The 14,066-nt window shown below is 61.7% G+C and carries 7 protein-coding genes; all 7 read right to left on the reverse strand.

All coding sequences use genetic code 11. From position 1 onward, the window contains the following. Positions 1–90: 90 nt before the first annotated feature. Positions 91–3,951 (reverse strand): CDP-glycerol glycerophosphotransferase family protein, encoded by a 3,861-nt coding sequence (locus tag ACQCSU_RS04185; protein WP_426978432.1) that lies wholly within the window; start codon positions 3,949–3,951, stop codon positions 91–93. Positions 3,952–4,093: 142 nt separating this feature from the next. Beyond that, positions 4,094–7,312 carry a bifunctional glycosyltransferase/CDP-glycerol:glycerophosphate glycerophosphotransferase gene (locus tag ACQCSU_RS04190; RefSeq protein WP_426978433.1) on the reverse strand — a complete coding sequence of 1,073 codons (3,219 nt, stop codon included), beginning with the start codon at positions 7,310–7,312 and terminating at the stop codon, positions 4,094–4,096. A gap of 73 nt (positions 7,313–7,385) precedes the next feature. Continuing rightward, positions 7,386–8,660, reverse strand: a complete 1,275-nt coding sequence (gene wecC, locus ACQCSU_RS04195; RefSeq protein WP_426978434.1) for a UDP-N-acetyl-D-mannosamine dehydrogenase — start codon at positions 8,658–8,660, stop codon at positions 7,386–7,388. Next, complete coding sequence (locus tag ACQCSU_RS04200; protein ID WP_426978435.1) at positions 8,647–10,554, reverse strand: glycosyltransferase family protein; 1,908 nt, start codon at positions 10,552–10,554, stop codon at positions 8,647–8,649. The genes wecC and ACQCSU_RS04200 overlap by 14 nt, the downstream gene beginning before the upstream one ends. Then, positions 10,554–11,282, reverse strand: a complete 729-nt coding sequence (locus ACQCSU_RS04205; protein ID WP_426978436.1) for an ABC transporter ATP-binding protein — start codon at positions 11,280–11,282, stop codon at positions 10,554–10,556. The genes ACQCSU_RS04200 and ACQCSU_RS04205 overlap by 1 nt, the downstream gene beginning before the upstream one ends. A gap of 145 nt (positions 11,283–11,427) precedes the next feature. After that, positions 11,428–12,315: an ABC transporter permease gene (locus ACQCSU_RS04210; RefSeq protein WP_426978437.1), complete on the reverse strand. Its 888-nt coding sequence runs from the start codon at positions 12,313–12,315 to the stop codon at positions 11,428–11,430. Next, positions 12,315–14,012: a glycosyltransferase family 4 protein gene (locus ACQCSU_RS04215; RefSeq protein WP_426978438.1), complete on the reverse strand. Its 1,698-nt coding sequence runs from the start codon at positions 14,010–14,012 to the stop codon at positions 12,315–12,317. The genes ACQCSU_RS04210 and ACQCSU_RS04215 overlap by 1 nt, the downstream gene beginning before the upstream one ends. Between the last annotated feature and the right edge of the window lie 54 nt (positions 14,013–14,066).

Raw genomic sequence — 14,066 nt, forward strand, 5'->3', positions numbered from 1 at the left:
CCTCGTTGCGGACCGAAACCACGACGACCGAAGCGACGACTGAGGATGAAGAGCGGCTAACGGATGAGGAATCCGTTAGCCGCTCTTGCGTCATCGGGTCAGTGCAACATCCGAACCCACGATGCGCTCGAACTTAGCAATGGCGCCGGACACATACTGTTCCGCGTCAAACTGGGACGGTTTCACAGTCCCGGCCAAATGCGCGCGCATGCCCTCGACAAGCCCTTCCACCGAGTTCGGCACTAGGAGCCCGTGCTCTCCATCCGGACCCGCGAGGACGCCCCGGGAGCCGTCGATATCTGTGGCAACGATCGGCATGCCCAGGACCATGGCTTCAAGTAAGACCATTGGCTGGCCCTCATGATTGGACGACAGGATGAAGCAGTCACTCCTTCGCAAAATTGCGAAGGGATTCTCCTGCATTCCGGCAAAGAAGACGGAATCCTCCAGCCCAAGGTCGCGGGACAATCTACGCAACTCCCCCGCCAAAACTCCGTCGCCGATTAGAATAAGTCGCGTTTCTGGAGATTCATCCACAATTTGCTTGAACGCGTGCAGCAACTTGGCATGGTCCTTTTCAGGGGAAAGCCGCGCGCTCATGGCAAGTACCTTTCCGGGGCCGGAAGTCCACTCGGAAATAGTAGAGTCCACTGGCTCGGATGCCCGAGCAAGGATTTTACCCGGAATGATGACGTTCGGCGTGAAACCAAACTTTTCATTCGGAATATCAAAAGTGTCCGACAACTTTGAGGAGTTGACCGCACTAAGCGCTTCCGATACCGAAATAACTCCGTCAAACTCCCGATACAGCGCAAACATTTCGCGAAGGTAGGGGTATTTCGACTGGTTCTCGGCCAGCATGTCGTTGTGCAAGAAAATCTCGCTCTTGTTTGTCCTGTCACGGCCACCAAGCAGGATTGAAGCCATAAAGGGAGAATAGCCATCGAACTCCACAAGAGCGTCGAACGCCGATTTACCAAAGAGCCGCCGGAATTCCCGGTTGAACGCATTGAAATATATCTGCTTTTGCTCATCAGTAGAAAAGCTGTTCAACCGATTGAAGGTCGAAATTATCCACCGCTCCTCCACGCTGGAGATCTGACGACCCACTCGACCCACGGTGCGTACGTTTTCCGGAAGCGACTTGAACGCGGCCAACCGCTGGGGATCGTTCTGCACCCCGGCTGCGTCAATTAGAAGGGTCAGGGCATGGCGGTCAGCATCGAGCGCCTGCAGCAGATTGAGCAGGGAGGCCGTCATGCCGTTAGGGTTCATTCCGTGCCTGAAGAGAAGCGAGCTTTCCTTCTTCTGCAGAGCGACTTCATGTTGGGCGTCGTCTTCGAAGAAGAACGCTATTGCCCTTTCTGCCGCGTTACCATCTTCTGCGGGCGTGAAGCGCGCCTGGTTCGCTGCGTACGTTGGATGCGTTTGGTCGGCGGCCAGTCCGCTGCGAACCCCCGCCAGAACCTCTTCGACAGTGCTGCACACGGGGCCGGGGAGGCTATCCATATCGAAGTACAGCCCACGTTCCGCAGCGTATTCCTCTTGGTCCGGAGCGTACAGCACCACAGGGCGACCGGTCGCCATGAAGTCGAAAACGACGCTCGAGTAGTCCGTGATAAGGACGTCGACAACGGAAAGCAAATCGTTAGTCGTCAGGGTCCGCGGGACGACTGCGATTGGCTGGTCGCTCCCGACCAAGAGGTCCTCGGTGTAGTGGTGGGCACGCACCACCAAGTGAAAATCAGACGACGAAGCCAAAGCTTCAATGTCGTGAGTCATCGCCTCTGCGTCCAATACCTTGGCGTTCATACTTCCTCGCCAGGTGGGTGCGTAGAACACGATTGGCTTGTGGTCCTCGGGATCTATACCCAGCACGCCGAATACGGCGTCACGGCGCGCAGCCGAAGATTTCACCGTCTTATCAATTCGGGGGTAGCCGGTGAGCGCTATGCGACCGGTGAAAAGCTGGTCCACTCCGAACGCACGGGTGAGCACATCGGTCGTGTGCTCGTTCGGGCTGAGAAGGTGGGTGGCCTGAAGCAGATTTCGAGTGACGTTGGCATGCTCAAGGGCAGCACCTTCTACGTCGGTGCCCATCTTCTTCAACGGTGTCCCGTGCCAGGTATTCAGATAAGACTGGCCGTCTTTCCGAACGAAGTAGGAGGGAAAGGTTGAGTTGTTGATGAGGTACTCGGCGGTCGCCAGGTACCTCAGATACAGGTCCGACTGCTTCACTACGATGCGGACGTTTTCCCTGCCCAAGAGGCTGGCAGGCAACGACACTTCCCCGTTTGCCACAGTCCAAATATGGACGTATCCGGAGTATTTTGGATCTTCGACGATTTTTTCGTAGATAGATAAGGGGTTGCAGTCAATAGACGTGCCCAAGTTGCTTTCGTACAGAATAGTGTTTTCAACGATCGGCAGGCTCTCGTAGTATTCCACGTATTCAATGACCGATTTAACGGCGGCCGACTTTGAGTAGCTCTGCTCGCTTACGCCATACGGACGTGCGAAAATCCGGCTCTGCCGAAAAGCATCGCAGGCTTTTTCTGCCTCTCCGGATTTAGCCAAGGCATGGCCGAGCCTGTTATACCACCCGGGTTTGTGATCGTTGCTCCGCAGAACGGCTTGGCTGTAGAGCTTGGCTGCAGCCGGCCAGTCCCCGAGCTTTTCTGCATCCGCACCGACGTCGAAATACGACTTCGCGTCCAACCTGCTCTTCACAGATCCGGCCAACTGCCTCACCAAACTTAGAAGCCTCTCATGCACCTCTGACGTTTGTGCTTCACCGGACTCATCGAAAATCTGATCCATCGGCGCCAGTCTTGCTGCCGCGACATAGGATTCAATAGCTTCCTCGTAGCGACCCATTTCGTGGAGCACATACGCCAGCCGAAATAGCCAATACGGTTTCTGCGGCTCACTGACTCGTATCGCCTCTCCATACGAATCAGCAGCTTCCTGCAAGTGGTGAAGGCGCTCCTGGGCAAAACCGAGCCGGTAGTGCCAATATGCTTCATCCGGCTTCAGGGCAACTGCAGCCTCATAGGAGGAAACCGCCTCAGACCACTTGTAGCAACGATCGCTGGCGAAGCCGTGGCGGTAGTGCAGCTCGGCATCCAGTGGCTTGACCTTGAGCTGTTCCAGATACGCGCCGGCAGCACCGTCCCAGTCCCTCAAGGCTTCAAAAAAGACGCCATGACCGAAGCGGGCCGCCCCCAGTTCCCGATCAGCGGCCACAGCACTGCTGAACCATTCTTGTGCCGCGGTTGGAGCACCTGTTCCTGCCTGCGCGAGACCTGTAGCGAACAGCAGTCGGGCATCCTTCGGCCGCAGCTGAAGTGCGCGCTCGTATAGCTCCGATGCCTCCGAGAAGCGTTCCATTTCAAAGTAGGCCCCGGCGAGCTTGACCAGCCAGTCTGCATCGTCCTGGTGGAGGGCCAAGCCGTCCTCCAGCGCCTCGACCTCCTCCCAGCGCGCAGCGCCCTGGCCCAATTGCTTTCCCAATACCTTATGGAACTTGGCGTTACTGGGGTCCAGATGCACGGCAGTGCGTAGGGACTCTTGGGCTGCCGTCTTTTCCCCCAGGGCCTGTTCGCACTGGGCCTTCCTGTAGAACCACTCGGCCCTCTGAGGCTCGAATTCTGTGGCCAAGGTGTAGGAGTGCAGCGCCTCGGCCCACAATTTCTGGCGTTCGTTAATGAATCCGAGCCGGTAATGCCAGGTGGCGACCTTCGGGTCTAGCTCGACCGCTGAGGAGATGTACTTCTGCGCCAGGTCGAGGTCGTCGAGCCGGAAGTATGCGTGGCCGAGTTTATAGGCAACCTTCGCGTTGCCAGATCCCCCCTGATCCCACAACTTCTGATAGACGGAGGCAGCCATCTTCCAGTTGCCCCGTTTCTCGAACTCGCGACCGCCCCAGTAACCGAATTGCCAACCAATCATTAATTTCCTCCATGTTGTAGAACCGCCGAGCAGACGCACTGTCGGCCCTGTCCATGCCTAAAGTTTAAGTTGCCAGCAGGCAGAGTGCAGGATCGCACTTTGCCGGTTTGGCGACCAGCCGGCTTTAGTCCGCGCATCATCCTCATTGGATCGGTGCTCCTGCGGAGGGCCAGATTTTTTCCATGACCCTGGCCGTTGCTCCGCCGTCATCCATGGCGGCATAACTCTCCTTGAATTGTCGATAAGCCACCTCATCAGATCTGTTTCCCGCTTCCTTGATGGCTTCACAGAGCAGGTCAGTATCTGAACAAAGCGGGCCAGGGGCTATCGCCTCCCAGTCCAGATAGAACCCGCGAGTCTCGTCCCGGTACTGGCCCAGATCGGGAACCAGGAAGTACATGGGCTTGTCAGTCACGCAGTAGTCGAAAGAGATCGAGGAGTAGTCAGTCACCAGGAGATCCGAAACCATGATCAGATCATTGATCTCGGGATACATCGAGACGTCTATCACGTTCGAACCAACGTGCGTGGAGGAGTTGTGGGCCACGTTGTGGTGCCCGCGAATCAGGAACACATAGTTTGATCCGAGGCTCTTCCGTGCCCTCGCGAAGTCCAAATGGCTCACGAGACTGTGCCGCTGCGACCCGTCCCGGGCATCATCACGCCAAGTAGGCGCATACAAGGCAACCGTCTTCCCTGGAGCTATCCCCAAAGATTGTCGAACCCGTTCTGCCTTGCTTTCGCGCCCCGCGTGCACCAACGCGTCGTTGCGGGGATAGCCCACAGTCAGGACACCGCCGGTGTAACCAAACGCCTCGGGTAAGACACCCGACGCAAACTCGTTTTGTGCAAGCATCAGGTCCCACATCTGCGCCTCACGTTCCATGATCCGTCGGTACGAGGCAGAGAGATAACGGCTGGGAGCATGCCGTGCCAATTTCTTCAGCGGTGTGCCATGCCACGTCTGGATGTATCGTTGTCCTGCAGATTTTCTGAAGTAAGACGGGAAATTATTGTTATTGACTACCGTCTTAGTGGTCCTAAGCCTGTTGAACCATTCCCGCGACCCTCGAAGGACCGGGATGGCGTACGCGGGATACTCCACCGAGAAGTCATTGATTGACCAATAAATGGGCACGTTGGCGAACTTCGCCTGCAGGGCGTCGGAGAGGGCACGTGGACTGTCGGTGCAGCTCTTGCCCGCAAAACTCTCAAACAAGACGCCGTCGGTGAGGGCCGGTCCCAACGCGCTTGCGTATTCATCTCGGAGCTGCCGCTGGTTGTACTTCCCGCGCTCCCCGCGTTCAAATGGCGGTGCGATTCCCACGGCGCAAGCTCCGGATTGAGCCCGAAACACCGTGACTGTCGCATGTGAAAACTCGTGTTCCAAGGGAAGATCGGTGGTCAATCGATCATCGGCCAGGACCGGCAGCGACGATTGGTTGAGGACCTCGCCCTCGTTCGCATAACGAAGTGTGTAGGCACCCGGAAATGGCGCAGCGACTTCCCTCCCCCACTTGACCTGTCTCAGCGGGAACTTGAATATCCGGGAATCCGGACCATGCTCGTCAACCGAGATCGGGCGGACCGTATTTCGGGCCGTGACCAAAGCGACGTCCAGCCACGGTGGCCCTGCCGTCGTTGATCGCGGGATCCTTACACAGACGCTGAACTGCTCCTGGCGTTCGTCAAACGTGACGTCCGTGACCGTGGGCCGGCGAGGTGCGGCACCGGCTGCGACGTCCCTCGAACCCGCAGGAGGAAGGCTGAGAACATGTCTTCGCTCATAGACCTCCTGAGCCACAGCAAATCTGACCACCAGTTCAACCGACGTCGTTCGGAGCTCGCGCAAGCGGTCTGCACCGATGCCGCAGGTGAAGGCGGCAGCCGAGTGACGGGCGTAGGGATCGGTGCCGAGCGTATCTATCTGCGAATCTTCAGAGCGTTTGACCTCCACGTCCCGGAGGTTGCCCGCGCCATCCCTCATCTGGACATTGATGTCCCCGGGATAGGCTGCAGAATCGAGTCCGGGCAGGTAGAAATGGCCACTGATCATGAGGGCGCCGTCGTTGGACCATCCCCGGCTGCTCATCTGAGAGACAGGCGTCAATGCAGAGGCTGGGAACTCCAGCAGGTCATCCGGGTAGGACGTGTTGAGCTGATCCAAATATTCAAGACGAGCAAGAAATCGATCACTACGAATCTGCGTTTCAAATCCTGTACCGTTTTCGAATCGATGGATGAGCGCGTCTTCGAGGTCAGCACGGGCTCCTAAGGCCGTCAGGCTGCACAGAATTTGCTCGTGAGGACCGATGTTCTTAAGCACAGCGGTCGAAAATTCCATGCCCACTCCCTGCACCGAAGCGAGGATTTGAGACAGGCCAATATGGAGCGTGTGCCAATAGTCCTCACCCGCGTACGGCACCTGCTCGAAGTACGGAACGAGGTCCGAGCCGAGAACCCTTGTGAACCAGGGCATAAGCACATCAGGCCCTCTCTCCGCCAGCAGCAGCTTGCTGACGGAGTCCACCACACCCAATCGGTCTTTCAGGTCGCGAATGGAATGCTTACCTTGTGTAATGGAGGAGCCGTCCTGACGAGAACGCCAGCTGTAGACGACATTCGGGATGATGTCGAACGCCTTGGCTCTTGCGTATGCCCGCGCCGTTGTCTCCTGATCCTCATAGAGGACATCCTGAGGAATAGCCGTGACCGCAGAATCCCAAAAATCCTTGCGGAACATCTTGTTCCACAAGAAGACGTCCGAAATGATCTCGGGATAATCTGACAGGCTGATTCCGTTTCGCGGGATTGCATGAAGCTTCTCCATCATCCGCACGCTGTTTCTCGTGCGCCCCACCAGCCGGTCTGAGGACCCCACAACGAACTCGGAGGATGTCGCATGCAGCTTCGTGATCATGACCCTGTAGGCGTCCGGGGCCACAATGTCGTCAGAATCCGCGAATGCGATGTATTTACCCGTCGCTCTTTCGAGGCCTGCGTTCCGTGCCCGGCCGTTGCCCCCGTGCGGGACATCGAGAATGTGGAACCTACGGTCGCGCCGGGCGAAACCCTCCACGATGGCCCGTGAACCGTCGGAGGAGCCATCGTCAACAACGATGATTTCCAAGAACGGGTAATTCTGGGCCACAATGCTGGCAAGACAGTCAGCCAGATAGGGCTCGACATTAAATACCGGCACGATCACGGACAGACGCCCCAGGTACTTTGGACGGCCACTGACGAGGCGTTGCAGGCGGGAATTGACGGCCGGATGCATACCGCCGCTGACACGCGAAGCCAGGCCTCTCAGCCGGGGAGCCAGTCCCAAGCGGGACCTTCCCGCGCCAATTAAGTCCATCGTAACGCAACGCCTTTCTTGCCAAATGTCAATGTTCGCATCCCCCTGGAAACGGAGTTCAGGGATGCAGCGCTCAGCGCCAGAAGCCGCGGGTATCGACAATCCGTTTGCCCTGCAGGGCGTCCGGCTCGATCTCCCGGAACTTGTCGTGATCGACCAGCAGCACCACCACGCCGGCGGCCTCAACCGCTTCATCCGTCTCGACGAGCCGGATGTTGGGTATCGCGGCCAGTTCCTGCGGCAGATGATCCTTGTGCGGTGCCGCCACCAGAATCTCGGCATCCGGGTGCTGTGTGGCCACACGCCGGACGATCTCCACCGCCGGCGACTCGCGGACGTCGTCGATGTTGGCCTTGAAGGCCAGGCCGAGGCAGGCAATAACCGGGCGGCTGACGCCTCCCACGGCCTTCCGGACCTGTTCCACGATGTAGCCGGGCTTGCCGTCGTTGACTTCCCGGGCGGTCCGGATCAGGACGGAATTCTCGGGATCGGCGGCCACGATGAACCACGGGTCCACCGCGATGCAGTGGCCGCCGACTCCGGGACCGGGCTGGAGGATGTTGACGCGGGGGTGGTGGTTGGCGAGGCGGATGAGTTCCCAGACGTCGATGTCCAGCTTGTCGCTGATGACGGAGAGCTCATTCGCAAACGCGATGTTAACATCGCGGTAGGCGTTCTCCACGAGCTTCGACATCTCCGCCGTTGCAGCGTCCGTCAGGTGGATCTCGCCCTGGCAGAACACCGCGTAGAGCGCCGCGGCGGCCTCGGCAGCCTCGGAGGTGAGGCCGCCCACCACGCGGTCGTTGGTGACCAGCTCAATCATGATCCGGCCAGGCAGCACCCGCTCGGGGCAGTGTGCCACCAGGAGCACCGGCTTGCCGTCCTTGCCATCGAGGCTGAGATCGGGGCGCAGTCCCAGAATCAGCTCGGCGAGCTGGCGCGTGCTCCCGGGAGGCGACGTCGATTCCAGAATCACCAGTTCGCCGCCACTCAAGGTGGGGGCGATGGCGCGCGCCGCCGCGGCGATGTAGGACATATCCGCGGACTTGTCCGCCTTGAACGGCGTCGGCACCGCCACGATGTAGGCATCCGCGCTGGGGGTCTCGAGCTGGGCCCGCAGCCTGCCCTGGCTGACCGCGCCCGCGACGTGGATGCTCAAGTCAGGTTCCACAAACGGCACGTCGCCGTTGTTGATGGCGGCCACGGTGCTCGGATTGACGTCGACGCCGATCACCTCGAGTCCGTTGGTGGCCAGGATGGCCGCCGTGGGCAGTCCGATGTAGCCGAGCCCGACGACGGCGACCGTCCTGATCGGGGCCTCCGTCGCCAGGGTGCTAGATGTCAACATGTTCATATAACTTTCCATAGAATTTGAGGTCGCCGGATGCAAGAAGTTCGGCATCCTCGACCTGCCAGGTGTGTCCATCGCCCGTGCGGACCTGAAAATAGTTGAAGCGGTCCGCAGAGTAGATGATCCTCCCGGCGGCGTGGGCGGCCCGGAGAAATCCGGTGTCCTCGCCGACGGTGACGTGTTGGAACGGGTGATCCGTAAAGACCTCCCTGCGAGCCATGATGGTGGGTCCCATCACGAAATCGGTAAAGCGGTGCTCCCTGACCGCGAACCGCAGGATCGCGGCGTTCGAGGTCTCAAGGTGCATGTAGTGCGCCTGCTTCCCCACGACGTCGGCGCCTGAGTAGGACAGCGCGTGCAGCTGGTCGCTGAGGTAGTGCGGCCCGTAGTGGTCGTCGTCGTCCATCTTGGTGAGCACGTCCCCGCTGGCGGCGGCGACGCACCTGTTCAGGCACTCCCCCAGCGAGACCTCCCGCGGTGCCTCCAGGAGCACCACGTTCCGGAGCCCGAACTCCTCGGAGAGTTCAGCCAGCCGTTCGGTGGAGAGCCGGAAGCCGTGCGTGAGCAGCACCAGCTCGGGGTCTACGCCGCGCTGACCGGCGAGGGTGCGGAAGACGCGTTCCAGGTTCTGCGGCCTGATGGTGGGCAGCAGCACCGAGACTGACGGCCGCGTGACGCCCGTGGCACTTCCCGGCACGGCGTGTTGCAGCACCGTCTCCGCCCGGTGGGCGTAGGTGTGGGCCGCCCAGATGGCGCGTTGGGCCAGGTGCGCCGTGCGGTCGTTCAGCTCCGGGTTGGCAACCAGGGCCCGGGCCAGGTGCTCGGCTTCCTTGCGGGTGGCCGCCACGGGCACCGCTGCCGGCGTGAAGAACTGTCCCATGGCCTGGCTGGGCGCCGTAACCACCGGTGTCCCGGACGCTGAGATCTCGAAGATCCGCCGGGCGCACATGCTGGGCGAGTCAACCACCGAGTTGACGTTGAGGAAAACCTTGTACGCCTTGTAGGCGGACAGCGTCTGGGCATAGCTCAGCGAACCGACCACGCGAGAATCCAGCGGCGCAGGGAACTGGTACTCGGCGTTGCCGCCCAGCTGGCGCGAGAATATTTCCAGGCCCGTCCCCATCCGGGCGGACGCGTCCAGCGCGCCGCCCAGGAGCAGGTCCATCTGGGCCCGGCGCTCGGGGTATTTGTGGGCGAAGTACATTCCCGCAAATGCGACGTCCCTCGTGTGCCGGCCATGTGCCGGCCGGACCGGGTTGTGAATGGCCGGCTGGGCCGCGAACGGAAGCACAGCGACGCGTTCGTGCCCCAGATCGGCTGTGTACTGCGCGATGCGGCCGGAATCGGAGGTGAAGACCTGGTCAAACAGCCGGGCAGCAGGCAGGAAGTCCTCATAGTGCGGCGGGTCTTCCTTGTTCCAGAAAACCGTGGGGATCCCTTGCTCCCGGCACCACTGGACCAGCTCGCGGAATTCCTTGCTGGGCCCGCCGGGACCGGTCAGCTTGCCGCGCCACAGGCCGCCGTTTCCGGCCCAGGCCGACTCGACAAACAGGAGGTCAACTGCCCCGGAGGCAAGGTCGCTGCGCCAGGTGTGCGGATGGACGGGGCTGGTTGCCCACTCGTAACCGAAAGCCAGCGCCGAAAAGTCGTCAAGGATCACCGCAGCACGGATGTCCGGCCGGGAGGGCTGCTGTTGCGGCAGGCTCGCCGGCATCAGCGAGAGCCGCCGCCTGCGCCCGCGGCCGGTCCAGGCCGCTTCCACGCCCTGCACGTTGCGCGGTGCGGCGAAACCCTGTTCGATCCGCTGGCGGGAACGCCACGAATTGAACTGCGCAGGCCCGCCCCTGCGCAGATGCCACAGCCCCGTCCGGAGCTCCCGGAGATCCGCCATCAGCCTCGGCTCCGGCGTGAGGACCGCCCGCGGACCTCGGTGGCCACGAGGTCCGCTTTGGCATCGTCGAGAATCTTGGCGGCTGAAATATTGTTGCCCTTGGAAAGGTGACGGGTGAACTCCTGATAAGCCTTGACCGCTACGTCCGTGTCCCCGTCCATGATCAGATCGCCCTTGTCCAGCCAGATCACCCGCGTGCACATGTCCTTGATGGTGTCCAGGCTGTGGCTGACCACGAAGACACAGCCCGCCTGCTCGCGGAGCTCATCCATCCGCAGCTTGCTGCGGTCGCCAAACTGGGCGTCACCGGTGTTGAGTGCCTCATCCACCAGGAGAATCTCGGGATCAACGCTCGCCGCAATGGCAAACCTGAGGCGCGAAGCCATGCCGGAGGAATAGGACTTCATCGGCAGGTGGATGGACTTCTCAAGTCCGGACAGTTCCACGATGCTGCTGAACTTTTCGTCCACCTCGGCCCGGCTCATGCCCATGGCCAGGCACCCGAGGATCACGTTCTGGTCGCCGGAGAGGTCCTGGACCAGGGCTGCGTTGACGCCGAGCATGATGGGGGTGCTGGAGGCATACACGGCCCCCGACGTCGGCTTGGACTGGCCGCTGATGATCTTCACCAGCGTGCTCTTTCCGGAGCCGTTCCTCCCGATGATCCCCACCGACTCGCCGCGTTCCACCACGAGCGAGAGCTCGTTGAGGGCGTGGACGGTCACCATGTTGGGCTTCCGTACCGCCCTGCGAAAAAGGCGGGGTGCTGAGCGGTCAGCGTCAGGATCCGAAGCCGCAGTGGAGGCCACGCGATAGCGCATCCGCACGCTGTCCACCACCACACACGGATGTCCTTCGATGAAAATCTCCCGTTCACCCTCGTCCATAGGATTCCTCCCCTTTCCAGAAATAGACCAGGCCGACGGCCAGCGCCCCCAGGGCCCAGGCGGCAAGAGTGGCCCAGGACTGCCACTGCGGAACCCGGGCATACAGCACGCAGTCCCGGATGATGTCGATCACGTTAAACAAGGGATTGAGCTTGATGACGGCAAGAATTTCGGGGTGGGTGACGAAGCGGTCATACGTGTAGAAGATGGCCGAGCCGTACATCCAGGCGCGGAGCATGAAGGGAAGCAGGTGGGTGACGTCGTGGACGCGGGAGATGATGCGGGCCAGGATGAGCCCCACCCCAAGGTTGAACAGTGACTGCAGGAGTACGGCTGGTATTACCAGGATCCACAGCCAGGTGATTTCCTCGCCGGGAGGCAGCACCACCACGATCAGCAGCATCGCAAGGATCAGCGGCACAGCAGACAACAGCTCGCGCACATTGGCACCGATGGGCAGCGCCGCCCGCGGGAAGTTGAATGCCTGCACCACGGACTTGTTGCTGCGGATGGAGCGCGCGCCGGAGGTGATGGCACCAGAGCTGAACTGGAAGACGAAGATCCCCACCACAAGGTAGCCGAGGAAGTTGTCGATGCCCCGGCTGGTTTTCAGCAGCAGCCCGAAGATCAGGTAATAGGTCAGGCCATTGAAGATCGGGTTCAGCAGCAGCCAGGCGCTGCCGAGGCGGTCCCTGCGCGTGCCGCTTTGAACGCGGGCACGGGCATCGTAAAAAATAAACTGCCGGAAGTCCCAGAGCTGGACAAGATAGTCCAGGAAACTTGGCCGCGAACCGACACGGGTCAGCCGCCGCATATCCACGGAGAGGGGCTGTACGGCCACCGGCTCCGGGTCAATTGCACTATCTGCGGACACTACTGATTCTCCTCATGTTCATGGTGCAGCTCGGCGTAACGTGTGGCCAGGGCATTGGCGTTGGCCGCCCAGGTCCTCTCGGCGAGAACTGCAGCCCGCCCAGTTTGCCCCATCGACGCCCTCCGGCTCCCATCCGAGAGCAGCGCCGAGATCGTGCTGGCAAGTTCGCCCGGGGACGCGGCAGGGGCCAGAAGCCCGTTACCGCCGTCGTCTATTATCTCCCGAAGTGCGGGCAGGTCAGTGCCAACCACCGGCCGGGCACTCGCCAGCGCCTCCACAGGCTTGAGTGGAGTTACCGCACGGGTCACGTCAAGGTCCTTGCGTGGGACCACGAACACGTCCAGGGACTGGTGGTAGAGCGGGGTCAGATCCCGCGGTACCCGCCCCGTGAAAATTGCCCTGTCAGCCAGTCCCAGGCCGCGGACCTGCTCCCGCAGCGCGGGGCCGGCCACGCCGTCGCCCACGATCAGCAGGCGCAGCTGTGGGAAGTCCGGTACCAGGAGCGCGAAGGCCCGAACCAGGTCATCCAGGCCTTCATACTCGACCAGGCTGCTGACCGTGCCGATGTAGAGTCCGTCCTCCGGCAGCCCCAGCTCGCGGCGCGCACTGGCTGTATCCAGCGGCTCCTCGAGGAAGGCACCGCCGACGGCGTTCGGGGCGATGAGGATCTTCTCCCCGGGGATGCCCGCCGCGACGATGTTGGCCTTCATGGCATGTCCCAGCGTCACCACCAGGCCGGCGTCCCGCATGACGTCGGTTTCCCGTTCCTGGAACAGCCGGTACTTCTCGCTGTCCCGGGCCTGAGGTCCCCGCGTGGCTGCCCAGGTGTCCGCCAACTGGCCGCGCACCTCATACACCCAGGGGATGCCCAAGGCCCCGGCCACCGCCCGGGCCACCATTCCGTTGACGAAGTGCGTGGTGGTGTGGAGGACGCTGGGTTTGAATTCCAGCGCCACGGCCAGCAATTCCTCGGCCTGTTGCTGCAGGCGTGCGTCCATGGTGGGCGCCAGCCGTGACGGAAGGAGACGCCGGTACTCCACCCCGTCCACGACGTCGCTGGCGTGTGCCAGGAGCTTCCCCACCTGCACCGGATACCCGAGCCGCGTGACGGCCAGGACCTTCCAGCCCGCTTCCTGCTGGGCCGCCATGATGGAGTGGGACCGCTGAGCGTAGCCGCTGGCGGTGTGGGGCAGGGAATTCGTCAGCAGATGCAGCACCCGGCCGGGAACCGGCGTGAACTCCTGCGGGGCCAGCGAGGGTGCCGTGCCCGTGTACAGCGCCGCCTCGCCGGCAAGCCGCGCCTGCTGCCGCCGTCCTGCCCGGCCGTAGCCCTCAAGGACTGCGACGGCTCCGCTGAGGTTGCCGTCATGCCACAGCCTGCGCGCCAGGGCCGACTTGAACCCGCGCGCCTTCCGTGCGCTGGCCAGCAGGGGGTCCGCGAGCTCCGGACGGTTGGCGGCCAGCGCGATGTCCGCCAGCTTCCTCGACCTGTCCGCTGTGAGGTTCCGCCCCGTGACGTTCCGGTCTGCGGCGAGCCGGAGACGGCGAGCGACGTCGCCGTCGTCCCCGAGCAGGAGCGCTGCGAGCAGCACGGGCACAGCCACGGAGCTTTTGGCTGCCACGGCGCAGGTGAGGCGGGCAAGCGGGCGGACCACCGCGGGCGGGAGCCGGCGGGACAGCTGGAGGAAAAGCACCATCGGATCGTCCGTGAGGTGTTGTCCCGCAGTGTGTGCGGCGAGCCGCGCATTTTT

Origin of the sequence: Pseudarthrobacter sp. O4 (genome assembly GCF_050157025.1) — a bacterium.
Lineage (GTDB): Bacteria > Actinomycetota > Actinomycetes > Actinomycetales > Micrococcaceae > Arthrobacter.

Bases quoted from the DNA above. Each gene is read 5' to 3' on its own strand.
- ACQCSU_RS04205 (WP_426978436.1), bottom strand. From the start codon at position 11,282: ATGGTGACCGTCCACGCCCTCAACGAGCTCTCGCTCGTGGTGGAACGC.
- ACQCSU_RS04185 (WP_426978432.1), bottom strand. From the start codon at position 3,951: ATGATTGGTTGGCAATTCGGTTACTGGGGCGGTCGCGAGTTCGAGAAA.
- ACQCSU_RS04190 (WP_426978433.1), bottom strand. From the start codon at position 7,312: ATGGACTTAATTGGCGCGGGAAGGTCCCGCTTGGGACTGGCTCCCCGG.
- wecC (WP_426978434.1), bottom strand. From the start codon at position 8,660: ATGTTGACATCTAGCACCCTGGCGACGGAGGCCCCGATCAGGACGGTC.
- ACQCSU_RS04215 (WP_426978438.1), bottom strand. From the start codon at position 14,012: ATGGTGCTTTTCCTCCAGCTGTCCCGCCGGCTCCCGCCCGCGGTGGTC.
- ACQCSU_RS04200 (WP_426978435.1), bottom strand. From the start codon at position 10,554: ATGGCGGATCTCCGGGAGCTCCGGACGGGGCTGTGGCATCTGCGCAGG.